Origin of the sequence: Serratia sp. CY43202 (assembly GCF_052168755.1) — a bacterium.
Lineage (GTDB): Bacteria > Pseudomonadota > Gammaproteobacteria > Enterobacterales > Enterobacteriaceae > Serratia > Serratia bockelmannii.
In genome coordinates, this window is record NZ_JBJNMB010000010.1 from 1 (window position 1) to 14,440 (window position 14,440).

The following is a 14,440-nucleotide window of genomic DNA, read 5'->3' on the forward strand; positions in this document are numbered from 1 at the left end:
GATTGTCTGATAAATTGTTAAAGAGCAGTGAGTTAGGCGCTTTCGCTTGCTAACTCGAGGTGGCGTATATTACGCTTTCCTCTTTCAGAGTCAACCCTAATTTTCAGGATTTTTTCTCTGCGACCCCCGGAGACTCTGTGAAGTTGTTCACATGTTCCGTGTCGATGGAGGCGCATTATAGGGAGCCGGTTCAGAATGACAAGCGTTAATATGCATTTTTTATCTGACCGCTCACTATTCATTCGTAACGCCTATTAAACCCGCTTTTTGATGGCTGCAGGCAGGTCCGCCAGGCTATTTAGCACCCAATCGGCCAGCTTTTCGCCCTGCTCCGTCACCGGCTTGCCGGTACGCACCAGCACCTTGGTGCCGACGCCGGCCGCGATCGCCGCCTGCATGTCTTCCGGTTTATCCCCCACCATATAAGAAGCGGCCATATCGATGTTCAATTCCTGCTGTGCTTGCAACAGCATGCCCGGCTGCGGTTTACGGCAGTCGCACACCTGACGATACTCCTCTACTGCCGCCTCCGGATGATGCGGGCAGAAATAGATGCCGTCGAAGTCGACATCGCGATCGGCCAGCGACCAGTCCATCCACTCGGTCAGGTACATAAACTGGTCTTCGCTGAACTTGCCGCGCGCAATGCCGGACTGGTTGGTCACCATCACCAACGCGAAGCCCATCTTTTTAAGTTCGCGACAGGCGTCAATCACGCCGTCAATAAAGTGGAAATTGTCGATTTCATGGACATAACCATGGTCAACATTAATCGTACCGTCACGATCGAGAAAAATTGCTGGAACGCTTTGTGTCACCGCTTTGCTCCTGAGGGGCTGAATACGCTGACAGTATCGCATGTTTTACCCCGCACTGAGAACGCCGGAGAACGTCGCTGGCCGTTGACTTAGACGTCTAGACGCCTTAACATCTGATCCATACCTTGGTTCCACGCCGAGGTTTACTTTTATCTAGCCACGGGCAACCACGCTAAAATAAGAAGAATATGATTAAACTTTCTAACATCACTAAAGTGTTCCAGCAGGGTTCGCGCACCATTACCGCGCTCTCTGACGTGACCCTTCACGTCCCTGCCGGGCAAATCTATGGCGTTATCGGGTCTTCCGGCGCCGGTAAAAGCACGCTGATTCGCTGCGCCAACATGCTTGAGCGCCCTACGTCCGGCCAGATCCTGGTCGACGGTCAGGATCTGACTTCGCTGTCGGAAAGCGAACTGACGCGCGCCCGTCGCCAAATCGGCATGATCTTCCAGCACTTCAACCTGCTCTCTTCCCGCACGGTGTTCGGCAACGTCGCGCTGCCGCTGGAGCTGGACAATACGCCGCGCGCCGAGATCAAAAAGCGCGTGACCGAACTGCTGGAGCTGGTCGGCCTGGCGGACAAACACGACGCCTATCCGGCCAACCTGTCCGGCGGCCAGAAACAGCGCGTGGCGATCGCGCGCGCGCTGGCCAGTAACCCCAAAGTGCTGCTGTGCGACGAAGCCACCAGCGCGCTGGATCCGGCCACCACCCGTTCCATCCTGGAACTGCTGAAAGACATCAACCGCCGTCTGGGCCTGACCATTCTGCTCATCACCCATGAAATGGACGTGGTGAAACGCATCTGCGACCAGGTCGCGGTCATCAGCCAGGGGCAGTTGATCGAAAAAGACAGCGTCAGCGAAGTGTTCTCACACCCGAAAACCCCGCTGGCCCAACAGTTCATTCAGTCCACGCTGCATCTGGATATTCCGGACGACTACGCCGCGCGCCTGTCGCCGGAGCGCCAGGGCGACCGTCAGCCGCTGCTGCGCCTGGAATTCACCGGCCAGTCGGTCGATGCGCCGCTGCTGTCTGAAGCCGCTCGCCGCTTCAACGTGAACAACAACATTATCAGCGCCCAGATGGATTATGCCGGCGGCGTGAAATTCGGCGTGATGCTGGCGGAGCTGCACGGCAGCGACGAAGACGCGCTGGCGACGATTAAGTTCCTGCAAGAAAATCAGGTAAAAGTAGAGGTTCTGGGTTATGTCTGAGGCAATGATGTGGTTGATGGCGCGTGGCGTGTGGGAAACCGTCATGATGGCCTTTGTCTCCGGCTTCTTCGGTTTCGTGCTCGGCCTGCCGGTAGGCGTGCTGCTGTATGTGACCCGCCCGGGGCAGATCATCGCCAACAATTCGCTGTATAAGATCCTGTCCGGGCTGGTGAACATCTTCCGTTCCATCCCGTTCATTATCCTGTTGGTTTGGATGATTCCTTTTACCCGCATGATCGTCGGTACCTCGATCGGTCTTCAGGCGGCCATCGTGCCGTTGACCGTGGGCGCCGCGCCGTTCATCGCGCGCATGGTGGAAAACGCCCTGCTGGAGATCCCGTCCGGTCTGGTGGAAGCGGCGCGCGCCATGGGCGCCACGCCGATGCAGATCATCAAGAAAGTGTTGCTGCCGGAAGCCCTACCGGGCCTGGTCAACGCCGCGACCATCACCCTAATCACCCTGGTGGGTTACTCCGCCATGGGCGGCGCGGTCGGTGCCGGCGGTCTGGGCCAAATCGGTTACCAATACGGTTATATCGGTTATAACGCCACAGTTATGAATACCGTATTAGTATTACTGGTAGTTTTGGTTTATCTGATCCAATTCTGCGGCGATCGCATCGTCAAAGCCGTTACCCATAAATAGTTTCACAGCATATTAATGCGAGTCTAATGAGGAAGGGATATGTCGTTAACATTTAAATCCATCGCGACAATTGGCGCACTGATCGGCACTCTGGCTCTGGCGGGCTGTGGCCAGGATGAAAAGAATCCAAACCACATCAAGGTCGGCGTGATCGTCGGCGCAGAGCAGCAAGTGGCTGAAGTGGCGCAGAAAGTGGCGAAAGAGAAATACGGTCTGGACGTCGAGCTGGTCACCTTCAACGATTACGTGCTGCCAAACGAAGCGCTGAGCAAAGGCGATATCGATCTGAACGCCTTCCAGCACAAGCCTTATCTGGATCAGCAGATCAAAGATCGCGGCTACAAGCTGGTGCCGGTCGGCAGCACCTTTGTTTACCCGATCGCCGGTTACTCCAAGAAAATCAAATCGCTGGACGAGCTGAAAGAAGGTTCTCAGATCGCACTGCCTAACGATCCGACCAACCTGGGCCGCTCGCTGCTGCTGCTGCAGAAAGTCGGCCTGATCAAACTGAAAGACGGCGTTGGCCTGCTGCCGACCGTGCTGGACGTGACCGAGAACCCGAAAAACCTGAAGCTGGTTGAGCTGGAAGCGCCTCAGCTGCCACGTTCTCTGGACGATCAGCAGATCGCGCTGGCGGTGATCAATACCACCTACGCCAGCCAGATCGGCCTGACGCCGGCGAAAGACGGTCTGTTCGTGGAAGATAAAGACTCGCCTTACGTCAACCTGCTGGTTGCGCGCGAAGATAACAAAGATGCGGAAAACGTGAAGAAATTCGTGCAGGCCTATCAGTCTGACGAAGTTGACGCCGCCGCCAACAAAATCTTCAACGGCGGTGCGGTGAAAGGCTGGTAAGCGCTTATTCACCAATTTTATTCCTATAATTGCAAGACGGGCCAAGGCCCGTCTTGTTATTTCCGCCATAGATTGCTTCAATAGCGCCACTTTCATTAAGGCAGAGGAATCTCAATGCGTGTTTTACCTCTCTGTTTGTTAGCGCTCGCGCTGGCCGGATGTTCATCGCAACGTATCGCGCCATCCTCAACAAACAGCACCAGCAAGCCGACCACGACCGCCCCGGCCAAGACCACGCCGGCCGCCCGCCCCGCTCCGGTAAAACTGTATAAAAGTGCAGAAGAACTCGTGGGTAAACCGTTCCGCGATCTGGGTGAAGTGTCCGGCGAATCGTGCCAAACCACCGTACAAGACTCCCCACCGAATCTGGCTACCGCCCGTAAACGCATGCAAATCCGCGCGTCTTACATGAAGGCCAACGCCGTGCTGCTGCACGACTGCCAGATTGTCAGCGGCGTCGCCGGTTGTTATCAGCAGGCCGTCTGCCAGGGCTCGGCGCTTAACGTCTCGTCCAAATGACCGAATTCGTTTTCGAGCAGATCGGCGTGATCCGCTCGCCGTATAAAGAGAAATTCGCCGTGCCCCGCCAACCTGGGCTGGTCGAAGACGGTGGCGGCGAACTGCTGTTGCTACCGCCCTACAACCAGGCGGAAGCGGTTCGCGGTCTCAGCGATTTCAGCCATCTGTGGGTGATGTTCATTTTCCATCAAACCATGGAAGGCGGCTGGCGCCCGACGGTACGCCCACCGCGTTTAGGCGGCAATGCCCGCATGGGCGTGTTCGCCACCCGCTCCACCTTCCGCCCCAACCCGCTCGGCATGTCGCTCATTGAGCTCAAAGGCGTACGGGTGAAAAACGGGGAAGTGGCGCTGGAACTGGGCAGCCTCGATCTGGTCGACGGTACCCCGGTGGTGGACATCAAGCCTTATCTGCCGTTCGCCGAGAGCCAACCGCAGGCCCGCGCTGGCTTTGCCCAGGCCGCGCCCGCCGGCGATATGCCGGTGCGTTTCGCGCCGCAGGCGGAACAGCAGCTGCAGCAACATCAGGCGCGCTACCCGCAATTAAGGCGTTTTATCAGCCAGGTGCTGGCACAGGACCCCCGTCCCGCCTATCGTAAAGGAGAGGACGTCGAACGGGATTACGCCGTCTGGCTGCTGGATTTCAACGTGCGCTGGCGCGTCGTGGACGGCCACACCGAAGTGCTGTCGCTCGACCCGCGTTAAAATTCCGCCGCCTCTCTTTTGGCGACCCGCTCGCGCTGGTAAACTAAATCACTTTTTGGCCGCCACTCTGGCAGCCCGATGCAATTTGCAGTTCTAACGGAACCAAAACACCATGCGTACTAGCCAATATCTGCTCTCCACTCTGAAGGAGACACCTGCCGACGCCGAAGTGATCAGCCACCAGCTGATGCTGCGCGCCGGGATGATCCGCAAGCTGGCCTCCGGTCTTTACACCTGGCTGCCGACCGGCCTGCGCGTTCTGAAGAAGGTTGAAAACATCGTTCGCGAAGAAATGAACAATGCTAATGCGATCGAAGTGTCCATGCCGGTGGTTCAGCCTGCCGACCTGTGGCAGGAAAGCGGCCGTTGGGAGCAATACGGCCCCGAGCTGCTGCGCTTCGTCGACCGCGGTGACCGTCCTTTCGTGCTGGGCCCGACGCATGAAGAAGTGATTACCGATCTGATCCGCAACGAGATCAGCTCGTACAAGCAGCTGCCGCTGAACTTCTTCCAGATCCAGACCAAGTTCCGTGATGAAGTGCGCCCACGTTTCGGCGTGATGCGTTCCCGTGAGTTCCTGATGAAGGATGCCTACTCCTTCCATACCTCGCAGGAGTCTCTGCAGGAGACTTACGACGCGATGTACGAAGCGTACAGCAAAATCTTCAGCCGCATGGGCCTGGATTTCCGCCCGGTGCAGGCCGATACCGGCTCGATCGGCGGCAGTGCGTCGCACGAATTCCAGGTGCTGGCAGACAGCGGTGAAGACGATATCGTGTTCTCCACCGGTTCCGACTTCGCCGCCAACATCGAGCTGGCGGAAGCGGTCGCGCCGGCGGCTCCGCGCGCGGCGGCCAGCGAAGCGCTGCGCCTGGTAGATACCCCGAACGCAAAAACCATCGCCGAGCTGGTCGAGCAATTCGCGCTGCCAGTGGAAAAAGCCGTGAAGACGCTGATGGTACGCGCCACCGAAGAGAGCGGCCACAAGCTGGTCGCTCTGCTGGTGCGCGGCGATCACGAGCTGAACGAAGTCAAGGCAGAGAAGCTGGCGCAGGTTGCCACGCCGCTGACCTTCGCCACCGAAGAAGAAATTCGCGCCATCGTCGGTGCCGGCCCGGGTTCACTCGGCCCGGTCAACCTGCCGATGCCGGTGGTAGCTGACCGCAGCGTGGCGGCGATGAGCGACTTTGGCGCCGGCGCCAACGTTGACGGCAAACACTACTTCGGCATCAACTGGGAGCGCGATCTGCCGCTGCCGCAGGTGGCCGATATCCGTAACGTGGTGGAAGGCGACGCCAGCCCGGACGGTCAGGGTACGCTGCTGATCAAACGTGGCATCGAAGTGGGCCATATCTTCCAGCTCGGCACCAAGTATTCGGAAGCGATGAAAGCGACCGTGCAAGGCGAAGATGGCCGTAACCAGGTACTGACCATGGGTTGCTACGGCATCGGGGTCACGCGCGTTGTGGCCGCCGCCATCGAGCAGAACCACGACGAACGCGGCATCATCTGGCCGGACGCTATCGCGCCGTTCCAGGTCGCTATTCTGCCGATGAACATGCACAAGTCGTTCCGCGTGCAGGCGCTCGCTGAAGAGCTGTACAACACCCTGCGCGCCCACGGCATCGATGTGATCCTCGATGACCGCAAAGAGCGTCCGGGCGTGATGTTCGCGGATATGGAGCTGATCGGCGTGCCGCACTCTATCGTCATCGGTGACCGTAACCTCGACAACGAAGAGATCGAGTATAAGAACCGCCGCGTCGGCGAGAAGCAAATGATTAAAACCGGCGAAATCGTTGATTTCCTGCTGGGCCAGATCAAACGCTAAGCGACGAACGCCAGAAAATAAAAAACCCGCCTAGGCGGGTTTTTTTATGTCCGAAAACGCTTACTTACTGCTGCAGTTCTTGCTGCGGTCGAACGCGATTTTGCCGTCCGGCACCACCGCCTTCTCTATCTGCCCTTCTTCCATCGATGGCTGCACGCTGAAGTGCGCATTGAAGGTCAGGAACACCGGCTCGCCGGCATTTTTGTTGGCTTTGGCGTAACCTTGCTCCAGCGCGATGTTGTTATCCACCGGGAACGTGATGCCCGTGGCACAATCTTTGAACACCGCCGCGTCAGCCATATAGCTGTAGCTGCCTTTCATCACCATCGGGGTTTTAGGCAACGGTTTTTCAATCGGCTCCAGGCGATAGTTCAGCTTGGAGGCGATCGGCGCGCCGCTGCGATCCAGCATCTCCAGGCTCTTGCCCACCGGGCGGAAGTAGCGTTTTTCACCGGTGCTGTCGGTCAGCACCAGCTTATCCGCAGTGCGCGCCCATTTGCCGTAGTCGGCAAATGTCTGATCGCCGTCTTTGGTGCCGCGGTAGGTTTCCTGCAGCACAAAGGTGCCGTCCTCATCCAGGAACAGCGCCGTGTCCAGACCGCCGCAATCGGCGCAAGGCAACAATCCTTGATAACTCTGCGGCATCGCCTGCAGCGGTTGTTCCTTCGGCTGATAATGATTGTTGCATCCCAACAACGAGAGTGCGCCTGCCGCCAAGAACAGGGCTATCGTAATTTTCTTCACAGTTATTCTCCTACTGTGTTCATGTATTCCTAAGTGCGAACCTTGCCACGCAGCGCCTTGGTGGCGCCTTTACGCGTCTTGCCTTCCAGGCGACGCAGTTTCGCTCCTTTCGTCGGCTTGGTCGCCTTGCGCGTTTTTTCCACCACCATCGCCTGCTGAATCAGCGCGACCAGCCGGGCCAACGCCGCTTCGCGATTCAATTCCTGACTGCGATACTCTTGCGCCTTGATAATCACTACGCCATCAGCGGTAATGAGATGATGATTCAGCGCCAGCAGCCTTTCCTTATAATACTCTGGCAGGCTGGATGCCCGGATGTCAAAGCGCAAATGGATCGCCGTTGAGGTTTTGTTCACGTGCTGGCCGCCCGCGCCCTGTGCGCGGATCGCCGTCAATTCCAGTTCATTATCCGGTATGGCTACGTTTCTTGACAGTTCCAGCACCGGTTACACCTGTGCCTGCTGCCACTCGGCAAACTGGATTTCCAGACTATTCTGAGCATCGGACAGCCAAATAGTTCCCTCCTGCAGCGTTGCCTGCAGCGTCATGGTGCGGCTGGCCAATGCCGTCAGGCGCGCCAACTGCTCGTCGTCAAGGAAACGCACGCTCAGGTTCTTGTAGCCGGCCACCTTACCCTGCATTCCCTGCCACCACACGTGCGCAGCGCGCTCGCCGTAAGCGTACAACACCACGCGCGGCGACTGGTTGCAGGCCTTGCGGATGCGTTTTTCGTCGGGTAATCCCATCTCGATCCACATTTCCAGCCCGTTGTGGTCGTTGCGCTGCCAGATCTCCGGCTCGTCGTCGGCGCTCAGCCCTTTGGTGAACACCAACCGCTCGTCGGCATGACAGATCCAGGCCAACAGGCGCAGCATCATGCGCTGCTCATTTTCGGACGGGTGTTGCGCCAGCGTCAGCGTGGCGTCGTGGTAGAAGTGACGATCCATATCAGCAATATTGACCGCGGCTTTATAAATGGTTGCTTTCAGCGCCATGGGTGACCTCGTTATTATCCGGCGACAGTGTACTTGATCAGGGCCAAACCCCGCCAGCGCGGCCAGGCCACGGCAGTGCGAAAGGCGTGCCGGGGTGCTGATAACTCCATAACAGCTGTGCTATAGTCGTCTAGGATAGGATAAAACTCCGAGAGCCTGCGCCTCATCGCGATAGTAGTCTTGATGATGCAGAGGTTCTTAAGGGAGGAAACTGTGCAACAATACTGTGAGTTAGTACGCCGTACTTACGCCGAGATTGGCAGTGGAGATCTTGGCTACGTGCCTGATGCGCTGGCTTGTGCGTTAAAGGCATTGGACGATGTCGCAGCGAACGATGCGCTACCGTCCTCCGTTAGGGAACAGGCGGCCTTTGCCGCCGCTAACTTATTGGTGAGCGACTATGTTGATGAATGATGAGTACCAACCCATCAATTGCGATGACTACGACAACCTGGAACTCGCCTGTCAGCATAAACTTATTCTGAAGCTGGAGTTACGCGACGGAGAAGTGATCGAGGCCAAGGCGATCGACCTGCTGCAAAAGAAACGCGTTGAGTATCTGACCATCGAACAGAACGGCCAGCAGCGCGACCTGCGTCTGGACCATATCAGCAGTTTCAGTCATCCGGAAATCGGTACCGTGGTCGTCAGCCTGTCGGACTGAGCAGCGGTAACCCCATCCCAACAGGGCAGCCCAACGGCTGCCCTCGTCATTTAGGGCTTCAGGCTGGCGTAATAGGCCGCCAGATCGGCGATATCGTCATCCGACAGCCCCGACACGTAGGCCTTCATCACCTCGGCCTGGCCGCCGTTGCGTTCCCCTTTCTTATACGCCTGCAACGCGTGCTGCAGGTACATGGCGTTCTGCCCGGCCAGATTCGGGTACATCGGCACCGTCACCTTGCCCTTCGCGCCGTGGCAGGCCGCACAGGCGGCGGCTTTGGCCTGGCCGGCCGCCGCATCTCCCGCCGCCAACGCCGGCAGGCTGAACAGGCCGGCAGCCAACAGCGCGATTTCCACAAACTTCATCATTGCTCCTCACGATTATGATTTTTTTCCCAGCGCAGCCGCCACGGGCGTTCGCCTTCCGGCACCTGCCCCGCCTCACAGACGAATACGCCCAGCGCGGCGATCAGCTGCTCATCATAATAAATCAACGGGATGCGTTCACGCTGCCAGGGAGGAATACCCAGCTCCTGCCACAGTTTTTTTATCGGCCGCGAATGGACGCGCCCCACGATGCGCACCGCGCCCTGCACGCCGCCGAAACGAATGCTAATCTGCTGCGATGGCTGCGGTGCGCGCAGCGCCAGATCGCCCTCACCGGCAACCAACTGCCCCAGCCCGTCCGGCAACGTCAGCGGCTGGTCAGGCTGCCAGGGCAGATGCACATCGCGCAGCGCCGCCAGCGGCGGCAACAGGTGCAATCGGCCGCGGAAACGGCGAATCTGATAGGCGCCGAGCTGCAGCTGCGGTTCGGCATCTTCCCGGCTGAGCGCCACCTCATCCCACAGACGCTGAAGCTGCTCACGCGCCGGCATGGTGACGTTAAACAATGCGATCCAGCGCCGCAGCAAGGCGAAGCGCCGCACCGGCGAACAGTCGGTCAGGCCGTCAATCGCCAATGAGCGATCCGCCGCCAACAGGCTTTGCAGCGGTTCTGCCAACAGTTCGTCCAGCAGTTGCTCCTGCTCGGCGCACAGGCCGGCGCTGCGCGCTACCGCCGAGGCGAAGTGCGGCCAGCGCTGGTTGAGCTGCGGCAACACCTGCAACCGCAGGAAATTGCGATCGAAGCGCGTGTCCTGATTGCTGTCGTCATCTATCCAGGTTAAGGCGTGGCGTTGCGCGTAGCTTTCCAGCGTCTGACGCGAACAGCCCAACAGCGGCCGCAACAGCAGGTGCTCGCCCAGCGTCGCGCGCGCCGCCATCGCCGACAGCCCCGCCGGCCCGCTGCCGCGCTTGAGCGCCAGCAGGAAGGTTTCGCTTTGATCGTCGAGGTGTTGCGCGGTGAGCAGCGCTTCGCCCTCCGTGAGGGCGGCGCTGAAGGCGGCATAGCGCGCCGCACGCGCCGCCGCTTCGATGCCGCCCTGGCGGGCGTCCACCTGCACATGCGTCACCGTCAACGGGATCTGCCAGTCGGCACACCGGCTGCGGCAATGCTCAACCCAACGGTCGGCAAAGGCGCTCAGGCCATGATGCACGTGCAGCGCACGCAGCTGCAGCGCCGGACGTTGGCGGCGCAACGCCGCCAGCAGATGCAGCAGCACGCTGGAATCCAGGCCGCCGCTGAACGCCACCAGCAGCCGCTGCTGCGCGCCCAGCTGGTCCGCCACCTGCGTCGTTAATTGATCAGTATCCATCGGTAGGCTTTGTCACTTCTACATAGCTGCACGTTAACCCCGCCTACCGCCATCAATCAAGCATTAACCGTCCGGGCCTGGCGTCGCGTCAGCAGCCACCAGCCGCCCAGCACCGCGATCACCGCCAGCGCACATCCGGCCGCTCCCCAGCCGATCTGGGCGAAAATGCGGCCATACGCCTGCATCGCCGCCCCTTCGATGTGGTCTTCGGCGGTCTGATTGGCGATGATGCCCGCCAGGTAGTTGGCGATCGAACCGGTCGCCAGCATATAGATACCGGTCAACACGCCGGTGGCGCCGGGGATATTCAGCCGGGTGATCTGCGCCATCGCCACCGGATCGATAAACAGTTCGGCAAAGCCCATTACCGCCAGACCGGCGATCATCAGCCCCATCGATCCCGGCCCGTGCAGCCGGGTATTAAGCGCCATCAGCGTAAAGCCGACGCCGATCAACAGCAAACCGAAGGCGAACTTACACCAGATGCGCAGCGTGCGATCGCCATCGCCACTCGCCAGCCAGGCCAGCGCCACGCCGCCCAGCATCACCGCACAGGCGTTAACCGACTGGAACAAGGCGGTCGGCACCGTCCAGCCGAACCAGCGCCGGTCAACGAAATGATCGATAAACAGGCTGATGGAGCTGCCGCCCTGCTGGGCAAAGGCCCAGAACAGCGTGCCTAGCAGCATCAGCACAACGATCTGCCACAGCCCCCGGCGCTGGCCGGTGTCCGCGCGCAGCATAATGCGTGCCACCAGCACCACCGCCGCCACGCACACCAACCCGAGCAAATAGCCGGCCCAGCCACGTTCAAACAGCAGCGTGAAGAACAGCGGCGACGCCAGCAGCGCCGCCAGCAGCCATCCCCAGTGCGGCAAGCCCAGACTCCTGGCGCGCATCAGCGGTGCATTCACGCCGCGCGTGTGGCGGAAGTGACGCCCGCCAAGCAGGAAAATCACCAGACCGGCGAACATGCCAATCCCGGCCAACGCAAAGCCGACGTGCCAGCCATAGCGCTCGGCCGCCAACCCGCAGGCGATCGGCGCCAAAATAGATCCGACGTTGCCGGCGGCGTACAGCAGCGAGAAGCCCCCTTCGCGGCGCGAGTCCTGCGCCGGATACAGTTCGCCCAGCAGGCAGCTGATATTGGATTTGAACAGGCCGTAGCCGCAGATGATGATCGCCAGCGCCAGATAGAGCGACTGGGCGGAGACTGCACTCAGGCCGAGCACGATATGCCCCAGGGTCATCAGCGCCGCACCGGCGATCACCGCAACGCGATTGCCCAGCAGGCGGTCGGCGAGCCAGCCGCCCAGAATAGGAGTGACGTAAACTAACGAAGCGTAGGCGCTGTAGAGATCGATGGCGTGGCTGTCGGTATAGCCGAGTTGGTGGGTCAGATAGAGGATCAGTAACGCACGCATGCCGTAAAAGCTGAAATATTCCCAAATTTGTATCGCTACGACATAGTAGATTGCGCGCGGCTGTGAGGGTGTTTTCATGGTGGTCTCCCATCAGTCGGTGAACGGCAAAGGGGAAGCGCGAGCGCCTCCCCTCTTATTGGCTGCGGTTATTTCGCCTTCAGCACTTTCACCCGATAACGTCCGTCCGCCTGACGATAGGCGCCGTGAATGTCGGTTTCAAAGCCCGGATAATGCGCGCCGATTTCGCACAGCATCTGCAGGAACTCCAGCACCGGCCGGCTCTCCTCGGTCAGCATTTCGCCCGGCATCACCAGCGGCACGCCCGGTGGGTATGGGAGGATCATATTGGCGTTGACCTTGCCGACCATCTCTTCCAGATAGACCTCTTCCACTTCGCCGTGCAGCTCTTTCTGGAACGCCTGGTACGGATTCATCACCATGGTTGGCAGCACTTCGAACGCACGGTACATCAGGTCCGGCAGGTTGTGTTGCTCCACCAGGCGGTGAATGTTCTGCGCCAGATCCTGAATGCGCATGTTTTCATAGAAATCAGGCGCTTCGTGATACAGCGAAGGCAACATGTTTTTCACCCGCAGGTTCAGGTCGAACGAGCGTTTGAAGTCGGTCATCGCGCGCAGCAGGCTGAGCGCCTTGGTTTTGTCGATGCCGATGCTGAACAGGAACAGCAGGTTGTAGGGCCCGGTTTTCTCGACGATGATGCCGCGTTCGTCGAGGTATTTCGCCACGATGCTGGCCGGGATGCCGAACGGCTGCATCTCGCCTTCCTTGCTCATCCCCGGGGTCAGTATGGTGACCTTGATCGGGTCGAGATACATGTGTTCGTTATCGATGTTCTTGAAGCCGTGCCAGGCGCTGTCGGAACGCAGCGGCCAGCATTCCGGCTCATCGATATGCTCCGGCTGCCAGACGTCGAAGAACCAGCCGTCGGATTCGACTTTCAGGCGTTTGATCTCTTTGCGGAACTTGATCGCGCGCTCGATAGAGCCGTTGATCAGGCGCTTGCCGGCGTTGCCTTTCATCATCGCCGCGGCGGTTTCGGTCGACGCCACGATGCCGTAGTGCGGCGAGGTGGTGGTGTGCATCATGTAGGCTTCGTTGAAGGTTTCTTCGTTGATATCGCCCTTCACGTGAATCATCGAAGCCTGCGAGAAGGCCGCCAGCAGTTTGTGGGTGGACTGGGTTTCGTAGATCACCTTGCCCTCCACGCGGCCGCCGCTCATACCGCACTTGCCTTTATAGATCGGGTGGAAGTTGGTGTAAGGCACCCAGGCGGAATCGAAGTGGATCGACTTCACGTCCAGGGTGTTCTTGATAAAGTCGGTGTTGTACAGCAGGCCGTCATAGGTGGAGTTGGTGATCACCGCATGTACCGGCCAGGTGGCGTTCGGGGTCTCCTTCACGCGCTTGGCGATGGTGGCGCGCTGGAACTCGCTCTGCGGAATGCCGCCGAGGATGCCGTAGGCGTTGCGGGTCGGGCGGAAGTAGATCGGCGTGATGTCGCTCATCATCATCAGGTGAGTCAGCGACTTGTGGCAGTTACGGTCAATCAGCACCGTGCTGCCCGCCGGCGCCGAATACATGCCGACGATCTTGTTGGCGGTGGAGGTGCCGTTGGTCACCATATAGCTGCGCTCGGCGTTGAACACGCGGGAAATGTACTCTTCCGCCTCTTTGTGCGGGCCGGAGTGATCCAGCAGCGACCCAAGCTCGGACACCGAAATCGAGATATCCGACTTCATGGTGTTCGGGCCGAAGAAATCGTAGAACAGGCTGCCCACCGGGCTTTTCTGGAACGCGGTGCCGCCCATGTGGCCCGGCGTACAGAAGGTGTATTTGCCTTCGCGCACGTATTTGAACAGCGCCTTGGTCAACGGCGGCAGGATGGTGTCGATATACTCGTCGGTATTCTGTTTGATCTTGGCGGCGATATCGGTTGCCGCGCCGAGCGCATATTCGAAGAAGCGCACCTGCATGCGCAGATCGTTCAGGCTGACGTCCAGCGTGGAATAGGTGTTGGCGAACGCATACAGCGGCATGTACTCGTTCAGCTGGCTGATCTCTTCGCACAGCTCCAGGTTGTATTTGTCCCAGTCGAAGATCACCCCGCACAGACGGGCGTTGTTCTCGATCAGTTTCAGCAGGTCTTCGCGATCGTTAGGGTAAACGATGCGGAAATCCAGACTTTCCAGCGCCTGATGCAGTTCACGGATAGGCTCTTCTTTGAAGTAGACACCCATGTGATTCATGATGGCGATAACGTTCATATGCATTTCTCCTGGCAAAGCAAGCCCCTTCCCGTCGCG

At 59.2% G+C, this 14,440-nt stretch carries 16 protein-coding genes; 8 read left to right on the top strand and 8 right to left on the bottom strand.

Features of this window, described 5'->3' with window-relative positions:
- Positions 1–254: 254 nt before the first annotated feature.
- On the bottom strand, positions 255–818 hold the full coding sequence (gene gmhB / locus ACJ8J5_RS19895) for a D-glycero-beta-D-manno-heptose 1,7-bisphosphate 7-phosphatase (protein WP_025304009.1): 564 nt from the start codon (positions 816–818) through the stop codon (positions 255–257).
- Positions 819–1,006: 188 nt separating this feature from the next.
- Between gmhB and metN the strand changes: the two genes are divergently transcribed.
- The 6 genes from metN to proS all read left to right on the top strand — a co-directional run bounded on the left by metN (position 1,007) and on the right by proS (position 6,593).
- On the top strand, positions 1,007–2,038 hold the full coding sequence (gene metN / locus ACJ8J5_RS19900) for a methionine ABC transporter ATP-binding protein MetN (protein ID WP_414104916.1): 1,032 nt from the start codon (positions 1,007–1,009) through the stop codon (positions 2,036–2,038).
- On the top strand, positions 2,031–2,684 hold the full coding sequence (locus ACJ8J5_RS19905) for a methionine ABC transporter permease MetI (protein WP_414104917.1): 654 nt from the start codon (positions 2,031–2,033) through the stop codon (positions 2,682–2,684). Before metN ends, ACJ8J5_RS19905 begins: the two co-directional genes overlap by 8 nt.
- A 39-nt stretch (positions 2,685–2,723) precedes the next feature.
- Entirely contained in the window at positions 2,724–3,539 is an 816-nt protein-coding gene (locus ACJ8J5_RS19910; protein ID WP_025304010.1) for a MetQ/NlpA family lipoprotein, read from the top strand.
- 114 nt (positions 3,540–3,653) lie between these two features.
- Positions 3,654–4,058, top strand: coding sequence for an Rcs stress response system protein RcsF (rcsF, locus tag ACJ8J5_RS19915; protein ID WP_025304011.1), 405 nt, complete (start codon positions 3,654–3,656; stop codon positions 4,056–4,058).
- A complete protein-coding gene (gene tsaA / locus ACJ8J5_RS19920; protein ID WP_033644898.1) occupies positions 4,055–4,762 on the top strand; it encodes a tRNA (N6-threonylcarbamoyladenosine(37)-N6)-methyltransferase TrmO in 708 nt (235 codons plus the stop codon). The genes rcsF and tsaA overlap by 4 nt, the downstream gene beginning before the upstream one ends.
- A gap of 112 nt (positions 4,763–4,874) precedes the next feature.
- Positions 4,875–6,593 (top strand): proline--tRNA ligase, encoded by a 1,719-nt coding sequence (gene proS / locus ACJ8J5_RS19925; protein WP_414104918.1) that lies wholly within the window; start codon positions 4,875–4,877, stop codon positions 6,591–6,593.
- A gap of 60 nt (positions 6,594–6,653) precedes the next feature.
- Here proS and nlpE read toward each other — a convergent pair whose 3' ends face one another.
- From nlpE to ACJ8J5_RS19940, 3 genes are read right to left on the bottom strand one after another with little or no spacing between them, the layout of a single operon-like run.
- Entirely contained in the window at positions 6,654–7,337 is a 684-nt protein-coding gene (gene nlpE / locus ACJ8J5_RS19930; protein ID WP_261427041.1) for an envelope stress response activation lipoprotein NlpE, read from the bottom strand.
- Positions 7,338–7,366: 29 nt separating this feature from the next.
- The gene (gene arfB / locus ACJ8J5_RS19935) at positions 7,367–7,780 is read right to left on the bottom strand and encodes an alternative ribosome rescue aminoacyl-tRNA hydrolase ArfB (RefSeq protein WP_004931997.1); all 414 of its coding nucleotides are present in this window, start codon (positions 7,778–7,780) and stop codon (positions 7,367–7,369) included.
- 3 nt (positions 7,781–7,783) lie between these two features.
- Positions 7,784–8,332: a YaeQ family protein gene (locus tag ACJ8J5_RS19940; protein WP_025304016.1), complete on the bottom strand. Its 549-nt coding sequence runs from the start codon at positions 8,330–8,332 to the stop codon at positions 7,784–7,786.
- A 213-nt stretch (positions 8,333–8,545) separates the two neighbouring features.
- On the opposite strand from ACJ8J5_RS19940, the gene ACJ8J5_RS19945 reads away from it, so the two are divergent.
- Together ACJ8J5_RS19945 and rof are read left to right on the top strand one after the other, a co-directional pair.
- Positions 8,546–8,746 carry a YaeP family protein gene (locus ACJ8J5_RS19945; protein WP_004931993.1) on the top strand — a complete coding sequence of 67 codons (201 nt, stop codon included), beginning with the start codon at positions 8,546–8,548 and terminating at the stop codon, positions 8,744–8,746.
- A complete protein-coding gene (gene rof, locus ACJ8J5_RS19950) occupies positions 8,733–8,996 on the top strand; it encodes a Rho-binding antiterminator (RefSeq protein ID WP_004931991.1) in 264 nt (87 codons plus the stop codon). The genes ACJ8J5_RS19945 and rof overlap by 14 nt, the downstream gene beginning before the upstream one ends.
- A gap of 50 nt (positions 8,997–9,046) precedes the next feature.
- Here the strand turns inward: rof and ACJ8J5_RS19955 are convergent, their stop codons facing one another.
- The 4 genes from ACJ8J5_RS19955 to cadA all read right to left on the bottom strand — a co-directional run bounded on the left by ACJ8J5_RS19955 (position 9,047) and on the right by cadA (position 14,401).
- On the bottom strand, positions 9,047–9,361 hold the full coding sequence (locus tag ACJ8J5_RS19955; protein WP_197832448.1) for a c-type cytochrome: 315 nt from the start codon (positions 9,359–9,361) through the stop codon (positions 9,047–9,049).
- A complete protein-coding gene (tilS, locus tag ACJ8J5_RS19960; protein WP_414104919.1) occupies positions 9,361–10,692 on the bottom strand; it encodes a tRNA lysidine(34) synthetase TilS in 1,332 nt (443 codons plus the stop codon). Before tilS ends, ACJ8J5_RS19955 begins: the two co-directional genes overlap by 1 nt.
- A gap of 56 nt (positions 10,693–10,748) precedes the next feature.
- Positions 10,749–12,194, bottom strand: a complete 1,446-nt coding sequence (gene dtpD, locus ACJ8J5_RS19965; protein ID WP_147823297.1) for a dipeptide permease DtpD — start codon at positions 12,192–12,194, stop codon at positions 10,749–10,751.
- A 68-nt stretch (positions 12,195–12,262) separates the two neighbouring features.
- Entirely contained in the window at positions 12,263–14,401 is a 2,139-nt protein-coding gene (cadA, locus tag ACJ8J5_RS19970) for a lysine decarboxylase CadA (protein WP_043139919.1), read from the bottom strand.
- Positions 14,402–14,440: the final 39 nt, after the last annotated feature.